Genomic DNA, 15,046 nt, shown 5'->3' with positions numbered 1-15,046 from the left:
AAGTTTTTTCAGGTTTAAAATTTCTGTTACGCCTGTAAAACATTTTCTCAACAAAAAATAGCCTATCAAATTAGTCATGAATAAAAATAGAACTAAAATTGTTAGATTAATAATTGAACTTGTTAAACTGTGATAATAACCGAAAAAAATTAGAGGAAATAACAACGTGCTAAAATAACAATTATAAAGCGAAATAAATAACCCAAAATGTAACCGCTGACTTTCAGATTGAGTTAATACGTCATTGATGCGAATAAAATTTTTATTCAACAATTTGATACTAAGATAAGTCCACAGTGTTATAAAAATATAACTAATTAATATGTTAACAAAATTAATCAATTCATAAGTTAGAGACGAAGAAGAGATAACAGAATTTGAATAATTAAGTTTAGATCTAACCCATAAAAAGATATCACTGTAGAAAAGCGATCGTCCTGCAACCTCCATTGAGGCAAATAAAATAGCAACAAGTAAAGTATTAATAATATTTCTCGAATTGACTTGATGAATGGAGTATTTATTAAATAATACGATGGAAACAACAAATAAAACAATCGAACAAGGTATTTGGAAGAAGAAGTTGATTACGACTTGCCTAGTTACATACCGAATAAATTGATTATTTGTCATATCTGACAATAAAGGATAATCATCAAATCCAGTAACATAGACTATGATATATAAAATATTAAATAACCAATAAAATAAAACTAATAATAGTGGTAGTTTAAAAAAAGTCCTGTCCAATTTCATTGTTATACCTATATTCCATTTATTTCAGAAATTAGTTTAAGTTTGAGTTTTGTGTTTACCTCGCTATAAGCAAACTTTGCAATCGAGTCAATACGTTGTATCGCCATTTGCCACTGCTCAAAATCTGGCTCAATTTGAAGATTTAGGTTTATTAATACTTCGTTTATTTGAATAAGTAACTGTTTATAATAACTGAAATCATTATTTTCTAAAGCATATTCTTCATTTTGTTGCCAAAAGTTGAGTAAATTTGGTAAATCTTGTTCAATTTGTGCAGAAAAGAGTTCAGAAGTAACAGGTTTATTTAATAATAAACGGTAACCTCTTGAGGCCTTACTCTGCGAAAAAAGATGTAAGTTAAAACGACTTAATTCAATCGCAAAGTTAATCAAATCTTGTTTATTGCCTTGTTTTATTTCGAGTTCAACTTCTTGTATTGGTTTAAATTTACCATTTGAGGTTATTTTGCCTAAATCTAAAGCAACTTCAATTTCGCTATTCGCAAACGAGATTAACCACACTTGACGGGTAAAGTTAGTAGTAAAAAGTGGTTGTAAATTTTTCTGTAACTTTTCGATGTCACAATTGTTAGGAAATACGCCTACAGGAAATAGAGATAAATCGAGTTGTGGACAACTTAAATCAACATTATATTCAGTGCGTTCATGCAAACCGGCGATAGCATGACTATCACGTTTTAACGTCATTTCGTACTGTTTACTTTCGTTGCTTTCAGTTACTCTAAGTCTTAATCCACAATGATGATTTCGCAAATAATTATCCGCTGTGTCATAGTAACAGTTACACAAAGATAAGGTTGAAAATGTACGCTGATTGTTCGATAAGCTCGAAAACTCAAGCTCATCACTACTTGCCCATTGGTTTAAAAAAGATTGTAGATCAGCAATGTCACAATTATTTATCTGGAATTTTAACTCAATTTCATTACTCATGAATTTAAACGGGAATATGATTTAATTTGCTATATCATATCCCGATTAATGAAATAAATATACACTATTAGGTGGGAATAAACAGTTGATCATCACTTTCTATAGTTAACCAACTGTTCAACTGAATTTATTATCACGTTTTAGGTTAAATTATTACTTCACTACTCGGAATGGGTTTGTTGATTTCTTCTCGGTTTTATCAGATTGCTGAATATCGGTTTCGCGTTGCTGTTTATATTCGGGTTCGTCTTCAAATCCCATGCCCACGCCATTTTCACGAGCATAAATGGCTTCTACGGCTGACATCGGCACAATAATATGTTGTGGCACACCCGAAAATCTCGCATTAAATTCAATTTTTTCATTTGTTGCCATATATTGCGCAACGGAATGTGGCGCAATATTTAACACGATCTGATTATCTTTCACAAACTCTTGCGGTACAAGAACACCGAATACCGAAGCATTTACCACGATATAAGGAGTAAGTTCATTATCAACAATCCAATCATAAAACGCCCTAAATAAGTAAGGGCGTCGAGCAGTCATTTGGTTTGGATCCATTTAGATTACCTTCTAAAATCACATAATAAATTAGAGCAGATAAATTATTATACTCTAATTTTTCTCTCATCTTCAGTTAATGAACTGATAAAAGCTGGGCGTTCAAAAATTCTTGCCATGTAGGCTAAATAATTTTTTTCCGCAACTTTAGGTAATTCTATACCAAGTATTGGCAATCGCCATAGTAGAGGTGCGAAATAACAATCGCATAGCGTAAAATCATCACTCATAAAAAAGTCTTTTTCTTTAAACATGACAGAAATTGAGACTAAATCATCAAGAAGATTTTTACGTGCGACTTTAGCGGCATCACTATTTGGATCGGCGATAATGGTTTCATAGGCACTGTACCATTCTCTTTTAATGCGATACATCGTTAATCGAGAATTAGCACGCACAATCGGATAAACAGGCATTAATGGTGGATGAGGGAAACGTTCATCGAGATATTCTAACGCTATATGAGGCTCATACAGTGTTAAATCGCGATCAATCAACGTTGGAATTGAACCATAAGGATTAAGATCCAGTAACTCCTGAGGTAAATTATCAGCAGTTACAAACTCAATTTCAGCAGTCACACCTTTTTCTGCCAACACAAATCGGATCTGATGACCATAGATATCTGTTGTATCACAAAATAATGTCATTACAGAACGTTTATTAACAGCAACAACCATGTTCACTCCAAATATGCAAAATTTAAAATAGGTTTAGAGAGTTTCTATTCTAGCAAATTGGATAACAAAATTGTTAAAAAAAATTAATTTTCTTATCATCTTTCTTCAAATAATCGTTTTAATTGTGAAAAACTTTGACAATTTACCATGTTTAAGTCAATTAAAACCGATACAATTTATCAATAACAGTTGGCTCACAATTAAATAATTCGATGAAATGAAAAAAAGACTTTGGTAATTGGAAGTGTGATAAATTTTAGTCATAAAAAAAACCCAGACAGTGCTGGGTTTTTGAAATATTTTTGTAAAGTCTGCAATTAACGTTTGCTGAATTGTGGACGACGACGAGCTTTGCGTAGACCCACTTTTTTACGTTCAACTTGACGTGCATCACGAGTAACAAAGCCCGCTTGACGTAATGAAGAGCGTAAAGTTTCATCATATTCCATTAATGCACGAGTAATACCGTGACGAATTGCACCCGCTTGACCTGAAATACCGCCACCTTTAACAGTGATGTAAAGATCAAGTTTGTCAGTCATTTCAACTAACTCTAAAGGTTGCATAACAACCATACGAGCAGTATCACGACCAAAGTATTGCTCTAATGAACGTTTGTTAATAACGATGTTTCCACTACCTGGTTTGATAAACACACGAGCAGCAGAACTTTTGCGGCGACCAGTACCGTAATATTGATTATCAGCCATCTTCTATCCCCTTAAATATCTAATACTTGCGGTTGTTGTGCCGCATGATTGTGCTCGCTACCAGCATAAACTTTAAGTTTACGGTACATTGCACGACCAAGAGGACCTTTCGGTAACATGCCTTTTACAGCAATCTCGATGACTTGTTCAGGATGACGTTCAATCATTTCTTTAAAAGTCGCTTCTTTAAGTCCACCGATGTAACCAGTATGACGATAATAGATCTTATCAGTGCGTTTTTTGCCTGTTACAGCAACTTTTTCTGCATTGATAACGATAATATAATCACCTGTATCTACATGTGGTGTATATTCTGCTTTATGTTTACCACGCAAACGGCTTGCGATCTCAGTAGCTAAACGACCTAACGTTTTACCTGCTGCATCAACAACATACCAGTCGCGTTTAACTGTTTCTGGTTTAGCTGAAAAAGTACTCATTCGTATTTATCCAATTTTTAATTAATCTCACGTTAATAAATCAAACGATTTATTTACACTTTTTGATTGCAATGATTAAGTAACTAACCCCTTCGAGTTGTTATATTAACCTTGACAACCGAAAACAGTGTTGGGAAGAACACTGTTGTAACGTGGGTTGCAATATTATACAGAAATATAGTAAAAGTGCTAGGTTTTGTCATAAAAAATTATAGCAAGTAAAAACGCTTGCTGTTAAACTTAAAACTAATTTTACTCAATCATATTATTTTAGATGACTCAGATAATTCAACTTACCGATAAAGATTATATAAGTAAAGGCTTACATAGGAAGTGCTATCACCATCCGACTAATCCCGATCAATGTATTAAAGTCAACTATAATGATGGGGCAGAACAAGAAACTAACCGCGAAATTGCCTATTACAAACATCTTATTAAACGCAATATCTCGTGGGATGCGTTAGCCAAATATTATGGCCCTGTGCAAACAAATTTTGGTGAAGGTCATCTTTTCGAATTAATTCGTAATTATGGTGGCAAAACCGCTACACCACTCGAAACATATCTTGCTGACCAACAATTAACACAACAATACTATGATGAATTAATTGTTTTGTTAAAAGCATTAAAGTCGACATTGCTTGACAATCGTATCATTACGATGACCATTAAAAGCAAAAATATCTTATTTCAACATCTTTCAGAACAAAAAAATCGGCTTGTCATTATAGATAATATTGGTAATTCGACCTTTATTCCGGTTGCCAACTATATCCCCTATTTTGCAAAATCGAAGATTGAGCGCACATGGCAACGTTTTTTAAAATCAATCATCAAAGATAATTGGCATAATCCACTGGTGGCTAATTTAATTGATGAGGTAAATCAGTAAGACGTAGCTGAGCAATGGTCCCTTGATGATGATCATGACGATTTTCTAAAGTGAACGATCCATGATGCAACTTTGAAATACGATTCACAATACTTAATCCAAGCCCTATTCCATCATGTTTTCGATCCATACGGAAAAAGGCTTGAGTTAATTTTTCGCTTTTAGATTCATCAATACCGCTACCTTCATCGACGACATTAATAATAATGCCTTCGGCATCTTTAAAACAATTAACGACAATTTTGGTATTGGGTGGACTATAACGACTACTATTTTCAACCAAATTTCGAATCAATAATCTAATTAAAGTGGTATCTCCTTCAAACATCAGTTTTTTATCAGGTATGTTCCATTGAATCGCTTGTTGCTTATGGAATGCTTGCTCGGATAACTCTTCAAAAAGCGGCAACATAATATCATCATGAAAATTAATTTTTTGATAGTGTCCAACAGTAAATTTTTGACTAGCTCTGGCAAGCATTAATAACTGTTCGACGGTATTAACTAAACGATCAATACGATCAATTAATTCATGACAATCGATATGATGTGTTGTTTCTAATAACTCTAAATGCAAACGGATACCGGCTAATGGTGTTCGCATTTCATGCGCAACATCAGCCGTAAAAAGACGCTCTTGAGCAAGTGTACTACTTAATCGGACAAACAACTTATTCAAAACAGTGGTAATGGATTTAATTTCTCGCTTATTACTAATGGGATCAATAGGACTCAGATTATCTTCGGTTCGTTCATTTAAATCTTTTTCTAACACTTCTAAGGGTTTTGTAATCCATTTAATGGCTTTATACGCAAGGAATAAAGTGACTAACATCATTGAAAAAGCAGAACAAAATAAGGCAAAAATAGCTTCTAGTTCTTCATGTTCAACCACTTCATCAATTTTGTTTTGACTTAAGGTCAAATTTACCAATACATCTATCTGTTCTTTACTTTCATGCCATAACCATAACACCGTAATGATCTGGCAAATGAGCATAATCGCCCCCAAAGTGAAAAAAAGATTCCAACGAATACTTTGACGAATATTATTTAACGATTTAAAGATCATCATGTTTTTCATTCAATAAAGAAAAATAATAATTTAATGGTCGCTATTGAGTTGATAACCATAGCCCCGTACAGTTTTGATTAAACTTTTACCTAATTTAGTTCGTAATCCATGAATATAAACCTCAAGCACATTGGAACTTGGATCACTTTGCCAATCATATAGATCATTTTGCAATAAATCACGGTGTACTTTTTCGCCGGCTTTTAACATCAGTCGAGAAAGTACAATAAACTCTTTAGGCGTCAATGTTACTTCACGCTGATGTTGAGTGACAATTTGTTGCTTAATATCAATGGTAATTGAACCAAAGCAAATAAGATTATCAGCAGTGCCTTGATTACGGCGAATTAAGGCTCTCACTCTGGCTAAAAGTTCAGTTAAAGCAAAAGGTTTAATAAGATAATCATCGGCACCATGATCTAATCCTTCAACTCGATCTTCAATGGTATCTCGAGCGGTTAAAATAAGCACTGGGGTATCTATCTGTTTTTTACGCCAACGCGTTAGCAAATCTAAACCGTCACAATCAGGTAAACCCAGATCCAATATTATCAGACTAAATTGACCAAATTGAATAAACTGCTCAGCTTGTTTACCATTAGATGCCACTTCACACACATAACCATTAGAAGTAATGCCATCATAGAGTCCTTTTTGAAGAAGGCTATCATCTTCAACAATAAGTATTTTCATTAAATGTTATCCTATTGTCGATTGGACATTCATATTAAATGTTCCTTAATTAACGTAAAAATAGTGATATCGAAAAAATTCAATTACTGGATTTATTGACTCAACTTTATTGAATTAGCGATAAATACACTCAATCATTTAAGAAAAGCAACCCAAGATTTAGACACAAAATAAGCCGATAAAAGACTGACAATAAAACTGATAATAATATCTAAAGGCCAATGAATACCTAAATAAATTCGGCTCCAACAAACCAATAACGCAACAATAAAACAGCAATAATATAATTTTTTAACTTGCTGCTTTGTATTGAAAAAAATCGAAAAAAACAGTGTCCATACAAAAACAGCATGTTGGCTTGGCAACGAACTATTGGTTTCGTGATACAGATAATGGGTTCCAACATCAAGCGCAAAAGGGCGAGGCGAATAAAATAGATGACGTATCACAAAAGAAATCAATAGCGCTAACACTAAACTAACCATAATTTTAACAATCGATTGTCGATAATCGGGCTTCAAAAACCAATAGCCAGCTAACATGATAATTGGAAAAAACATTAAATAATTAGCACAAAAGATTGCAAAATAGATAAAAGATTTTGATGCTTGATCAGAAGCATTAATCAATAAAAAGAGTTTAGTATTAATATCATACCACATGAAAAGTTGAACAGACTGAATTATTCATATCAAAAATGTAACCTATTAACCTTAAAAAAACCTTAATAACCACTTTAATCTATTTTACATGAGTGACTTATCGTTATACGGGTTTAATTTACATACTGAAAAGTTAGACATGTTTATTTGTGGTCGATGCCATAATGCAACCAACATCTTGCCAAAAATGAAACCGTAATATCAAGCAACCAACAAATGAAAAAATAAACCAGAATGACAAATAAAAAAATCTCAGTCGGATAAACCATACTACGATTATTAATTTGTGTTGCCACAAAGGTAAACTCGGCAACACCAACAATGTAGGCCAAAGAAGTATCTTTAACGAGTGAAACCCACTGATTAATAAACGACGGCAACATCATCTTTAATGCTTGTGGTAAAATAATTTCAATAATCACTTGCGCTTTATTCAGCCCCAATGAATAAGCCGCTTGCCACTGATCTTTACCAACTGCATTCATACCGGCATGAACAGAATGCCCAATATAAGCTGCTCCAATTAACGATAAAGCAAAGATCACGGTAGCAATAGCCGGTACATCGACATTAAAAATCACGGGTAATAGAAAATAAGTCCAAAAAATTAACATAATGACTGGAATTGCTCGCAAAAAAGCAAGAAGCGTGATGAGTAACTGACGCACTCCCCCTTTTAGCACGGTTAAACCAACACCGGCTACTATGCCTAAAATAGTTGAAAAAACAATTGCAACAACACTCATTAATAACGTTAAAAACATGCCACCAGGAAAGTTACCCCACATCAGGTATCCCAGATTATTCCAAATAACAGCAAATCCCATAAGATCCATAACTGACTAACCTTTACTTATTTGCAACCGACTTGCTTGATAAATATTGCCAACCGTTCCTACTATTACAATGGCTAAAATATATAACAAGGTTGCAATAGCAAAATCTTGAAACGTCTTTAAGGATTCCGTTTCGACTTGCCGAGAAACATAAGAAAGTTCAAGTACGCCGATAGCCATGGTTAATGATGAATTTTTGATAATATTCATATATTGCCCAATTAATGGCGGAAAAGCGATTCGCACACTTTGTGGTAAAATGATAAACCGCATAGTTTGCCACCACGTTAACCCCAACGCTAAAGACGCTTGTTGTTGTCCCTTTGACACACCTAAAATACCAGCCCGAAACTCTTCAGCAATAAAAGCACTGGAATAAAACGTTAAAGCAATCAAACCAATAATAAACTCAAAAGAAGGCATTTTTAACGTTAAAAAAAAGAGTTGAATTTGGGGTTCATCAAATAACCACACTTTAAATTCAATTGGTAATAAATTACCGACACCAAAATACCAAAAAAACAGTTGAGGCAGTAAAGGCGAATAACGAAAAATTGCATTATAGAATGTCACCAAACCTTTTATGATTTTGATATGGCTTTGTTGAGCAATCACTAACAAAAAACCCAGCACAGTTGACAATATTATGGTTAATAACGAAATCGCAAGCGTCACTAAAAAACCGTCCCACAGCCACCACAAATATCGTGGTTCAAGTAATTGCTCAACCATCTATCTATTGACCTTTACCGATTTTAAAATCACCACGAGGCATTGCTGACGTCGTTTCAGGTCCAAACCAGCGATTATAAATCGTCACCGCTTCACCGTCTGTTTCAAGATTTAACAGGATTTGATTCACTTTATCTTTTAAACGAGTTTCGCCTTTGGGAATGCCAACCGCTTGATATTCTTGGGTAATACTAAAGGGTGAGATTTCAAAAATAGCACGTTGCTCTTCGGGTACGTTGGCAAGTAAACCAATTAATTTAGCATCATCTTGCGTAATAGCTTGCACCACCCCATTACGTAAAGCGGCAAACGCAAACGGCGTATCATCATACGAAATTACTTTAGCGGTAGGATATTTTTCACGTAGAGTAATTTCCATTACTGTCCCTTTATCGGCGCCTATACGAAGATTTTTCAAATCATCCGGTGATGTTAATACCCCTTTTTTTGCCACAAATTTTTGTCCGGTAGCAAAATAAGGCAAACTAAAATCAACCGCTTTGGCACGCTCCTCAGTTACGGTGAAATTAGCCACAATTAAATCGGCTTTTTGTGAAGTTAATAATGGTATACGATTGGCAGGATTAGTCGGTACAAGTTCAACCTTTACCTTTAAAGCTTTACCGATTTGATTGGCATAATCCACATCTAACCCGACAATATTATGCGATTTTTCATCAACAAATCCAAAGGGTGGATTACTATCAAATACCGCAATTTTAATTACCCCTTTTTTTTCGATATCATCAAGACGATCAGCATAAGCCGAACTTGCGACCAATAATGAACCAATTAATGCAGCTACCGACAGTGACTTAGTAAAAAATTTCATTGTTATTATCCCCCTTTGGACTTAATAGGGTTTTAAGTTTATCAATAAAGTATTGGGGGGATAAATAACGATTATTTAGATGCTTATAACTTAAAGTTATATTTAAAATGTCTTAGTGTAGTGGTTAAGTCAATTAAGGAAAATTATGCTCAAGATTCAGATAATTTTTTTGTATCTCAAAAAATTCTAAGATTGAAAATGGTATATTCTTTAGACTATGATTTATATTTATGTATGACTGGAATATATATTATCATTCGACCCCAGCAGGAATCGAACCTGCAACTAGCCCTTAGGAGGGGCTCGTTATATCCATTTAACTATGAGGTCATCGGGGGCGCCCATTTTAATAAATTTAAAAAAATAATACCATTTAAATAATGAAAAATTTTGTATTATGTGTAAACATGATACAATTAAAAAATCAATAATCTGAATTTTGTTTAGTTGAAAATCCTATGAAAAAAAGAATAATTGGTATGCTGTTCTCTGTTATGGCGCTAACAAGTTGCGCTTCATATGATCCTGAAAGCAATTCATACAGTGATCCTTTATCTGGATTCAATAAAGCAATGTTTAATGTTAACTATTATGCATTAGATCCGTATGTTTTGCGTCCAGCTGCTGTCGTTTGGAAAGATTATGTACCAACACCACTTCGTAAAGGTGTCGTGAACTTTTCTTCTAACCTTTCTGAACCTGCTTCGATGGTGAATAATCTTTTACAAGGAAATGTCCACCAAGCCGGAAAACACTTAGCACGATTCTTTTTAAACACTGTTTTTGGTGTTGCAGGATTATTTGATGTTGCCAGTTTAGCTGACCCACAATTACAAAAAGGCAATAGGCATACTTTTGGTGATGTGCTTGGTCACTACGACGTACCGTATGGTCCATATGTGGTTTTACCTTTCTATGGTTCAGCAACGCTTAGAGAGGAAGGCGGTGCCTTAGTTGATACGCTTTATCCACCTTTAGCTTGGTTAAATTGGAAATGGGCATTAGTACGAGGCGTGTTCGACGGTATTGAGGCTCGTGCGGTGGCGATTGAATACGAAGATCTGATTAAAAACAGTGACGATCCTTATAACTTTATGCGTAATGCTTATTTCCAACGAAATGATTTTATTGCTTCTGGCGGTAAAGTCGATGAAAAGAAACAGCAACAACGTGAAGAAAGCATCAATAGTTTTATTAATGATATCGATTCACAATAACTTGTTTTATCATGATTTATAGATAAAAAACCGCTGCTTCAATAGCGGTTTTTTATTTGCCTTTCATTTCAGGTAAATTGTGCCAAAACCGTTTTGGCATCTGTTGACGTTGTAATTTAGGATTTTCTCTTTCTTTGATAGATAAAGCATTAAAGTAACGATGCCATAGGGTTTGAAATAGTTGTTCATCTTTCGTTAAAAACCGTTGATTGACTTTGTTATCTACGATCAACTCCTCATGATCAACAAGTGAAATTTTTTCAAGTTTGTCGAGATCATAAAAGTAGCCATATTTACGTTTTTCATCATAAATCGCCCATTTCTGATCGGCATAACGATCTTTAAAAAAATCTAAGACTAAAGGCAATGCGTTATAGATAGGAGCAATAACCGAAAAATAGATCTTTTCATTTTGTCCGTCATTTGTGTTATCAATTGGGTTTTCAATAGTATTGAAACGAACAAATTGCATTAAATGATGCCGTTCCCGACTTACTTTTTTAGCAATGTCGTGAACGGTTAGTACATCAGGATCACCAAAATCCGTTTCAATAGGATGCTTTGATTTGAAAACTTTACAGATATAACGAAAAATAATGAAATCACTTTCTGGTAATTCAGAAAGCCAAACATACTTTAATTGATTAAGCGCAACGTGAGATAACTTTTTATTCAAAGCTACTTGAACCCGTTCATATTTACTATTACGTACTTCCACATGATGCGTATCGGATACTAACAAAGGCACAAGATCATTATGCGCCAACAAACAATCGGGCATCTTTTTTTGCTCAAACGCATCAAACACTGCGCATAGCAATCCTTCAAAACTTTTATCATATTGAAAAGCTAACATGATTTACCAACCCATCACTAATTGCTGAGGAATATTATCATTTTTGACTTCAATCAACGGTTTTTCTTGCAAAGAAAGCCGAATATACTGCTCGGATGAGTCTAATAATTTAAATTTTCGCATTTCATGGCAAATAATAAAAAATTGGGCTCTTTTTAGAACAACGCCTATTCGTTTTAAAGCTTCTAAATTTAATTTACGATGTCGCCTTGCTAAAACAATTAATTTTGCCGATTTAACACCAATACCCGGTACCCGTAAAATTTTTTGATAACTATCACGGTTTATATCTACCGGAAAGAATTGGGGATTTCGAATAGCCCACGCCAGTTTAGGATCAACAGTTAAATCAAGATCAGGATATTGATCATTGACAATTTCGTCGACACTAAAATCGTAGAATCGTAATAACCAATCAGCTTGATAAAGGCGATTTTCTCGCACTCTTGGTACTTCTTGCAATACGGGTAATCTTTTATCATAACCATTAACAGGAATAAACCCTGAATAATAAACACGCTTCATGCTTGGTCGTTTATAGAGTTTAGCCGTTAGTTGTAAAATCTGGCTGTCTGTCTCATCTGTCGCCCCAATAATGACTTGAGTGCTCTGCCCTGCTGGTACAAATTTTGGCGTAGATTTAATTTTTTTTCGATCTTCTATGTTTTCAAGTAAGTTTTGATGAATATGGCGCATTGGTTGATAAATGCTTTGATGATCTTTATCGGGCGCTAATAACTTTAGATTTTTTTCTGTCGGGATCTCTAAGTTCACACTCATTCGATCAACCAACAAACCAGCCTGAACTATAAGATCATTACTGGCACCAGGAATGGCTTTCATGTGGATATAGCCATTAAATCCATGTTCATTACGTAATATTTTTACCACTCTAATCATTTTTTCCATCGTATGATCAGGGCTTCTGACAATGCCAGAACTTAAGAAAAGTCCTTCAATATAGTTACGACGATAAAATTCAATGGTTAAATCAGCTAATTCTTTAGGCGTAAATCCAGCTCTGGGAATATCATTGCTTTGGCGATTTATACAATAAGCACAATCAAACATGCAATAGTTGGTTAACATGATTTTAAGCAAAGAGACACAACGCCCATCAGCAGTGAATGAATGACATATTCCACAACGATGCGCACTGCCAATCCCTTTATTTTTATTAGTTCGAGATGAGCCACTTGAAGCACAAGAAATATCATACTTTGCTGATTCAGCTAATATTTCAAGCTTTGATATCATCTTTTCATTCATTGCTAACCCCTTATACTGTATAAACAAACAGTATTATACTAATCACTTTTTAATTAGCAAGTAAATAAATAATCAGAAAAGTGTAATTTTAGGTACTTAACAAAGTATGAGGTTTATTGTTAATAAAACATAATAATTAATATAATTTAAAGGATAATTGATATATTTTTTACTTTCGAAATTACTCGATTTAATATTATAAATAAAATAGCTTCGTTAGGTATTGTTCAGCTTACAAGTGTACGCTATAATCACATCAATTTTTCTTATGAAGCCAGTTAATTTAGGAGCAGAATATTACATGAAACGAGTTGTTATTACCGGATTAGGTATTCTTTCGAGTATTGGGAACAATACTAAAGAGGTTTTAGAATCATTAAAAGTGGGTCGTAGTGGAATCACTTTTTCTCAAGAAATGAAAGATAGCGGAATGCGAAGCCATGTTTGCGGTAATGTTAAATTAGATACTACTGGACTTATCGATCGCAAAATCGTGCGCTTTATGAATGATGCTTCTATCTATGGTTATCTTGCTCTACAACAAGCTATTGACGATGCAAAATTGACTCCTGAACAAGTCTCAAATCCTCGAACTGGTTTAATTGCGGGCTATGGTGGTTCAACCAAAACTCAATATAACGTCGTTGCAGGTATGAAAGAAAAGGGATTACGTGGCGTAGGGCCTTATGCTGTGACAAAATCAATGTCATCAGCAATTTCAGCTTGTTTAGCAACACCATTTAAAATCAAAGGGATTAGCTATTCTATGACGTCAGCTTGTGCAACGTCTGTACATTGTATTGGTCATGCTGCTGAGCTGATTCAACTCGGTAAACAAGATATTGTTTTTGCCGGTGGTGGTGAAGAACTTTGTTGGGAAATGTCATGTGAATTTGATGCAATGGGTGCGTTATCAACTAAATACAATGATACACCTGAAAAAGCATCTCGTGCTTATGATGCCAACCGTGATGGATTTGTGATTGCCGGCGGTGCTGGTATGGTTGTAGTTGAAGAGTTAGAGCATGCACTTGCTCGTGGTGCCCATATCTATGGTGAACTGGTTGGTTATGCTGCTACATCTGACGGTTATGACATGGTAGCCCCATCTGGTGAAGGTGCAATGCGTTGTATGCAACTTGCGATCCAAGATTTAGATGTGCCTGTAGATTATATCAATACACACGGTACATCAACTCCTGTTGGTGACGTTAAAGAGCTATGGGCTATCAAGCAAGTATTTGGTGATAATATCCCGGCGATTTCATCCACTAAATCAATGACGGGTCACTCGTTAAGTGCGACAGGTGCACAAGAATTAATTTATTCATTATTAATGTTAGAACATGGCTTTATCACGCCAAGCATTAACATTGATGAACTGGATGAAGCCGCTATTGGCATGAACATTATCACTGAACCAACCGAGCGTGAATTAACGACAGTCATGTCGAATAGCTTTGGATTTGGTGGAACTAACGCTTCAATTGTCATGAAAAAATATAAAGCTTAGTCTAGTGTTTTAGTTAAATAAAACCGTTCTCTTTGGAACGGTTTTTTTATTCACGTTCAAAAATATCGCAAACATTCATTTTATAAACATCCTATTTTTCATTGGTTAACTAATTAATGCGTTACGTTAACCTGACTTATTTTTGAATCACATATTAATCAAGAAATTTCGCAGATATTTTTATCTTTTTTACAATGCGATGATTTTTAGAGAAAATAATTTCACTTTTCCGATTAGGTTAATCGTATAGATTTCTTCTTAATTATTCTGACGACTTTTATTCCACTTGTTTAATCAAACCTTATGGTAACCATATTAATGGATTGAATAACAATAACAATAACAAAAAGCAGAGCATTGCTC

The 15,046-nt window shown here is 34.4% G+C and carries 16 protein-coding genes and 1 tRNA gene; 3 read left to right on the top strand and 14 right to left on the bottom strand.

From position 1 onward, the window contains the following. Positions 1–764: 764 nt before the first annotated feature. From ACGH4F_RS06585 to rplM, 5 genes are all read right to left on the bottom strand, one after another. Positions 765–1,709 (bottom strand): inorganic triphosphatase, encoded by a 945-nt coding sequence (locus ACGH4F_RS06585; protein WP_411590523.1) that lies wholly within the window; start codon positions 1,707–1,709, stop codon positions 765–767. 153 nt (positions 1,710–1,862) lie between these two features. Next, a complete protein-coding gene (locus tag ACGH4F_RS06580; RefSeq protein WP_267360157.1) occupies positions 1,863–2,273 on the bottom strand; it encodes a ClpXP protease specificity-enhancing factor in 411 nt (136 codons plus the stop codon). 47 nt (positions 2,274–2,320) lie between these two features. Next, positions 2,321–2,953, bottom strand: a complete 633-nt coding sequence (locus ACGH4F_RS06575) for a glutathione S-transferase N-terminal domain-containing protein (protein WP_267352456.1) — start codon at positions 2,951–2,953, stop codon at positions 2,321–2,323. A gap of 317 nt (positions 2,954–3,270) precedes the next feature. Next, entirely contained in the window at positions 3,271–3,663 is a 393-nt protein-coding gene (rpsI, locus tag ACGH4F_RS06570) for a 30S ribosomal protein S9 (RefSeq protein WP_034901366.1), read from the bottom strand. Positions 3,664–3,674: 11 nt separating this feature from the next. Next, entirely contained in the window at positions 3,675–4,103 is a 429-nt protein-coding gene (gene rplM / locus ACGH4F_RS06565) for a 50S ribosomal protein L13 (RefSeq protein WP_034901369.1), read from the bottom strand. Positions 4,104–4,377: 274 nt separating this feature from the next. Here rplM and ACGH4F_RS06560 point away from each other — a divergent pair, with 274 nt between their 5' ends. Further along, positions 4,378–4,998, top strand: coding sequence for a YrbL family protein (locus ACGH4F_RS06560; protein WP_267360155.1), 621 nt, complete (start codon positions 4,378–4,380; stop codon positions 4,996–4,998). On the opposite strand, the gene pmrB is transcribed toward ACGH4F_RS06560, so the two are convergent. The 7 genes from pmrB to ACGH4F_RS06525 form a co-directional block, all read right to left on the bottom strand. Then, a complete protein-coding gene (gene pmrB / locus ACGH4F_RS06555) occupies positions 4,970–6,073 on the bottom strand; it encodes a two-component system sensor histidine kinase PmrB (RefSeq protein ID WP_411590521.1) in 1,104 nt (367 codons plus the stop codon). The two genes, ACGH4F_RS06560 and pmrB, sit on opposite strands and share 29 nt — an antisense overlap. Positions 6,074–6,103: 30 nt before the next feature. Then, positions 6,104–6,766, bottom strand: a complete 663-nt coding sequence (pmrA, locus tag ACGH4F_RS06550) for a two-component system response regulator PmrA (protein WP_267360152.1) — start codon at positions 6,764–6,766, stop codon at positions 6,104–6,106. A gap of 134 nt (positions 6,767–6,900) precedes the next feature. Then, positions 6,901–7,428, bottom strand: coding sequence for an undecaprenyl-diphosphatase (locus tag ACGH4F_RS06545; protein ID WP_267352451.1), 528 nt, complete (start codon positions 7,426–7,428; stop codon positions 6,901–6,903). Positions 7,429–7,571: 143 nt separating this feature from the next. Further along, complete coding sequence (locus ACGH4F_RS06540; protein ID WP_411590559.1) at positions 7,572–8,255, bottom strand: amino acid ABC transporter permease; 684 nt, start codon at positions 8,253–8,255, stop codon at positions 7,572–7,574. 15 nt (positions 8,256–8,270) lie between these two features. Continuing rightward, positions 8,271–8,996 carry an amino acid ABC transporter permease gene (locus ACGH4F_RS06535; RefSeq protein ID WP_411590519.1) on the bottom strand — a complete coding sequence of 242 codons (726 nt, stop codon included), beginning with the start codon at positions 8,994–8,996 and terminating at the stop codon, positions 8,271–8,273. Between the two features lie 4 nt (positions 8,997–9,000). Beyond that, positions 9,001–9,828 carry an ABC transporter substrate-binding protein gene (locus ACGH4F_RS06530; protein WP_267380764.1) on the bottom strand — a complete coding sequence of 276 codons (828 nt, stop codon included), beginning with the start codon at positions 9,826–9,828 and terminating at the stop codon, positions 9,001–9,003. A gap of 258 nt (positions 9,829–10,086) precedes the next feature. Further along, positions 10,087–10,158: transfer RNA gene (locus ACGH4F_RS06525), tRNA-Arg, on the bottom strand. Positions 10,159–10,286: 128 nt separating this feature from the next. On the opposite strand from ACGH4F_RS06525, the gene ACGH4F_RS06520 reads away from it, so the two are divergent. Continuing rightward, a complete protein-coding gene (locus ACGH4F_RS06520; RefSeq protein ID WP_267360146.1) occupies positions 10,287–11,045 on the top strand; it encodes an MlaA family lipoprotein in 759 nt (252 codons plus the stop codon). Positions 11,046–11,097: 52 nt separating this feature from the next. Here the strand turns inward: ACGH4F_RS06520 and ACGH4F_RS06515 are convergent, their stop codons facing one another. Next, a complete protein-coding gene (locus ACGH4F_RS06515) occupies positions 11,098–11,901 on the bottom strand; it encodes a TIGR03915 family putative DNA repair protein (RefSeq protein WP_411590517.1) in 804 nt (267 codons plus the stop codon). 3 nt (positions 11,902–11,904) lie between these two features. Continuing rightward, positions 11,905–13,170, bottom strand: a complete 1,266-nt coding sequence (locus ACGH4F_RS06510) for a putative DNA modification/repair radical SAM protein (protein WP_267360142.1) — start codon at positions 13,168–13,170, stop codon at positions 11,905–11,907. A 301-nt stretch (positions 13,171–13,471) separates the two neighbouring features. Here ACGH4F_RS06510 and fabB point away from each other — a divergent pair, with 301 nt between their 5' ends. Further along, a complete protein-coding gene (fabB, locus tag ACGH4F_RS06505) occupies positions 13,472–14,683 on the top strand; it encodes a beta-ketoacyl-ACP synthase I (RefSeq protein WP_065559433.1) in 1,212 nt (403 codons plus the stop codon). Positions 14,684–15,046: the final 363 nt, after the last annotated feature.

Source organism: Gilliamella sp. CG35, from assembly GCF_046635745.1.
In the GTDB taxonomy this organism is placed as follows: domain Bacteria; phylum Pseudomonadota; class Gammaproteobacteria; order Enterobacterales; family Orbaceae; genus Gilliamella; species Gilliamella apicola_I.
This window is presented reverse-complemented; position numbering and strand designations above follow the sequence as displayed.

Bases quoted from the DNA above. Each gene is read 5' to 3' on its own strand.
- ACGH4F_RS06580 (WP_267360157.1), bottom strand. From the start codon at position 2,273: ATGGATCCAAACCAAATGACTGCTCGACGCCCTTACTTATTTAGGGCG.
- ACGH4F_RS06510 (WP_267360142.1), bottom strand. From the start codon at position 13,170: ATGAATGAAAAGATGATATCAAAGCTTGAAATATTAGCTGAATCAGCA.
- ACGH4F_RS06560 (WP_267360155.1), top strand. From the start codon at position 4,378: ATGACTCAGATAATTCAACTTACCGATAAAGATTATATAAGTAAAGGC.
- ACGH4F_RS06545 (WP_267352451.1), bottom strand. From the start codon at position 7,428: ATGTGGTATGATATTAATACTAAACTCTTTTTATTGATTAATGCTTCT.
- ACGH4F_RS06530 (WP_267380764.1), bottom strand. From the start codon at position 9,828: ATGAAATTTTTTACTAAGTCACTGTCGGTAGCTGCATTAATTGGTTCA.
- pmrB (WP_411590521.1), bottom strand. From the start codon at position 6,073: ATGATGATCTTTAAATCGTTAAATAATATTCGTCAAAGTATTCGTTGG.
- fabB (WP_065559433.1), top strand. From the start codon at position 13,472: ATGAAACGAGTTGTTATTACCGGATTAGGTATTCTTTCGAGTATTGGG.
- rpsI (WP_034901366.1), bottom strand. From the start codon at position 3,663: ATGGCTGATAATCAATATTACGGTACTGGTCGCCGCAAAAGTTCTGCT.
- rplM (WP_034901369.1), bottom strand. From the start codon at position 4,103: ATGAGTACTTTTTCAGCTAAACCAGAAACAGTTAAACGCGACTGGTAT.
- pmrA (WP_267360152.1), bottom strand. From the start codon at position 6,766: ATGAAAATACTTATTGTTGAAGATGATAGCCTTCTTCAAAAAGGACTC.
- ACGH4F_RS06540 (WP_411590559.1), bottom strand. From the start codon at position 8,255: ATGGGATTTGCTGTTATTTGGAATAATCTGGGATACCTGATGTGGGGT.
- ACGH4F_RS06535 (WP_411590519.1), bottom strand. From the start codon at position 8,996: ATGGTTGAGCAATTACTTGAACCACGATATTTGTGGTGGCTGTGGGAC.
- ACGH4F_RS06585 (WP_411590523.1), bottom strand. From the start codon at position 1,709: ATGAGTAATGAAATTGAGTTAAAATTCCAGATAAATAATTGTGACATT.
- ACGH4F_RS06520 (WP_267360146.1), top strand. From the start codon at position 10,287: ATGAAAAAAAGAATAATTGGTATGCTGTTCTCTGTTATGGCGCTAACA.
- ACGH4F_RS06515 (WP_411590517.1), bottom strand. From the start codon at position 11,901: ATGTTAGCTTTTCAATATGATAAAAGTTTTGAAGGATTGCTATGCGCA.
- ACGH4F_RS06575 (WP_267352456.1), bottom strand. From the start codon at position 2,953: ATGGTTGTTGCTGTTAATAAACGTTCTGTAATGACATTATTTTGTGAT.